This is a genomic window from Tardiphaga sp., assembly GCF_044336785.1.
Taxonomy (GTDB): Bacteria; Pseudomonadota; Alphaproteobacteria; order Rhizobiales; family Xanthobacteraceae; genus Tardiphaga.
Genome location: NZ_JBIIOT010000193.1, coordinates 1 through 2816, shown reverse-complemented (window position 1 = coordinate 2816; position 2816 = coordinate 1). Strand labels below are relative to the sequence as shown.

Genomic DNA, 2816 nt, shown 5'->3' with positions numbered 1-2816 from the left:
GCCGCATATCTTCGTCGCCAACTGGTTCTATCTCGCCTTCATCATCACCATCGCGGTGCTGCATCTCGGCAATAACCCGGCGCTGCCTGTCTCGATCTTCGGCTCCAAGTCCTATGTCGCCTGGGCCGGCGTGCAGGATGCCATGTTCCAGTGGTGGTATGGCCACAATGCGGTGGGCTTCTTCCTCACTGCCGGCTTCCTCGCCATCATGTACTACTTCATCCCGAAGCGCGCCGAGCGGCCGGTCTATTCATATCGCCTCTCCATTGTGCACTTCTGGGCGATCATCTTCCTCTATATCTGGGCCGGCCCGCATCACCTGCATTATACGGCGCTGCCCGACTGGACGCAGACGCTCGGCATGACCTTCTCGATCATGCTGTGGATGCCCTCCTGGGGCGGTATGATCAACGGCCTGATGACGCTGTCGGGTGCGTGGGACAAGCTGCGCACGGATCCTGTGCTGCGCATGCTGGTGGTGTCGGTGGCGTTCTACGGCATGGCGACCTTCGAAGGTCCGCTGATGTCCATCAAGGTCGTCAATTCGCTGAGCCACTACACCGACTGGACCATCGGTCACGTGCATTCCGGTGCGCTCGGCTGGGTCGGCTTCGTCTCCTTCGGCGCGCTGTATTGCCTGGTGCCGTGGCTGTGGAATCGCAAGCAGCTCTACAGCCTGAAGCTGGTGGAGTGGCACTTCTGGATCGCGACGCTCGGCATCGTTCTCTACATCTCGGCGATGTGGGTCTCGGGCATCCTCCAGGGCTTGATGTGGCGTGCCTATACCTCGCTCGGCTTTCTCGAATACTCGTTCATCGAGAGCGTCGAGGCGATGCATCCCTTCTACATCATCCGTGCCGCAGGCGGCGGCCTGTTCCTGATCGGCGCGCTGATCATGGCCTACAATTTGTGGATGACCGTGCGTGTCGGCGAAGAAGAATCCGGCGCCACGCTCGGCAATGCCGCGCTGCAGCCGGCGGAGTGAGGATCACACCATGTCGTTCTGGAGCAGACACCAAATCCTCGAGAAGAACTCGATCATCCTGATCGTGGGCATCATTCTCGTCATTGCCATCGGTGGCATCGTCGAGATTGCGCCGCTGTTCTATCTCAAGAGCACCATCGAGGCGGTGGAGGGCGTTCGTCCCTACACCCCGCTCGAACTCGCGGGCCGCAACGTCTATGTGCGCGAAGGCTGTTATCTCTGCCATTCGCAGATGGTGCGCCCGCTGCGCGACGAAGTGGAGCGTTACGGCCACTACTCGCTCGCTGCGGAGAGCATGTATGACCATCCGTTCCAGTGGGGGTCGAAGCGCACCGGGCCTGATCTCGCCCGTGTCGGCGCCAAGTATTCGGACGAGTGGCATGTTGCTCACTTGACCAAGCCACAGAACGTCGTGCCGCAGTCGGTGATGCCGGGCTACAAGTTCCTGTCCGACACACCCGTCGATCCCGACAGCATCGCCGGTCATCTGCGCACCAATCGTGCAGTCGGCGTGCCCTATACGGACGACATGATCGCCAATGCCGTCGCCGATCTCAAGGCGCAGTCCGATCCCGACAATGGCGATGTCGATGCATTGACCAAGCGTTACCCGAAGGCGGTGGCGCGCAATTTCGATGGCAAGCCTGGCTTGCCGACCGAGATGGATGCGCTGGTCGCCTACTTGCAGATGCTCGGCACGCTCGTCGACTTCAAACTTTACAACGACAAGGCCAACCTGCGCTGAGGACAGATCATGCGTGCCATTCTGACCGTCGAGAATTTCGCCTCGAACCTCGTCCTTACCATGTGGACTCCGCTGTTCGTCGGCATCTTCGTCGCCATCGTTACCTACGCGCTGTGGCCGCGCAACAAGGCCACGTTCGACGCAGCGGCGCAGATGCCGCTGCGAGAGGATTGATGCCATCATGAGCAGTCATCACGAAGAACTCGACCACGCCACCGGCAAGACCACGACAGGTCATTCCTGGGACGGCATCAAGGAGCTCAACACACCGCTGCCGCGCTGGTGGGTGTGGACCTTCTATCTCACCATCATCTGGGCGGTGGGCTATTGGGTCGTCTATCCCTCATGGCCGCTGGTTTCCAGCTACGCCACGGGCGTGATCGGCTATTCGTCGCGTGCGGATATCAGCGTCGAGATGGCCAATCTCGACAAGATCCGCGGCGACAAGATGGCCGCACTCAACAATGCGTCGCTGGAGCAGATCGAAAAGGATCCGGCCCTGCTTGCGCTCGCGCGTGCCAAGGGCAAGACCGTGTTCGGCGACAATTGCGCGCCGTGTCACGGCACGGGTGCGGCCGGCTCCAGGGGGTTTCCGAACCTCAATGACGACGACTGGATCTGGGGTGGCTCGCTGGAGGCGATCGAGAAGACGATCAAGTTCGGCGCACGCTCAGGCAATGGCGAGGCCCATGAAGGCGCCATGCTGGCCTTCGGTCGCGATGGCATCCTGAAGAAGGATGAGATCGTCACGGTGGCGAACTATGTCCGCGCACTGGCGGGTCTGTCGACGGCGAAGGGCTATGACGCCGAATCCGGCAGGAAGCTGTTTGCCGATAACTGCGCCTCCTGTCACGGCGATGCCGGCAAGGGCAATCAGGACATGGGTGCGCCGAACCTGACCGACGGCATTTGGCTCTATGGCTCCGACGAAGCGACCATCATCCAGACCATCACCAACGGCCGCAACGGCGTGATGCCCGCCTGGGTCGATCGCTTGGATCCCGCGACCATCAAGGCACTGACGGTCTATGTGCATACCCTCGGGGGTGGACAGTAGTTGAATGCACAGGCGGGGCCTTGCGCTCC

4 protein-coding genes are annotated in these 2816 nt (G+C 61.1%); all 4 read left to right on the top strand.

Translation table 11 applies throughout. From position 1 onward, the window contains the following. Positions 1-985, top strand: a 985-nt coding sequence (locus ACIQ2A_RS25870) for a cbb3-type cytochrome c oxidase subunit I (RefSeq protein WP_398484940.1), incomplete at its 5' end; no start/stop codon positions are given. A gap of 10 nt (positions 986-995) precedes the next feature. After that, positions 996-1730, top strand: coding sequence for a cytochrome-c oxidase, cbb3-type subunit II (ccoO, locus tag ACIQ2A_RS25865; RefSeq protein WP_398484937.1), 735 nt, complete (start codon positions 996-998; stop codon positions 1728-1730). 9 nt (positions 1731-1739) lie between these two features. Continuing rightward, positions 1740-1904, top strand: a complete 165-nt coding sequence (locus ACIQ2A_RS25860) for a cbb3-type cytochrome c oxidase subunit 3 (protein WP_398484935.1) — start codon at positions 1740-1742, stop codon at positions 1902-1904. Positions 1905-1911: 7 nt separating this feature from the next. Next, positions 1912-2787 (top strand): cytochrome-c oxidase, cbb3-type subunit III, encoded by an 876-nt coding sequence (gene ccoP / locus ACIQ2A_RS25855; RefSeq protein ID WP_398484933.1) that lies wholly within the window; start codon positions 1912-1914, stop codon positions 2785-2787. The last annotated feature ends 29 nt before the right edge of the window (positions 2788-2816 follow it).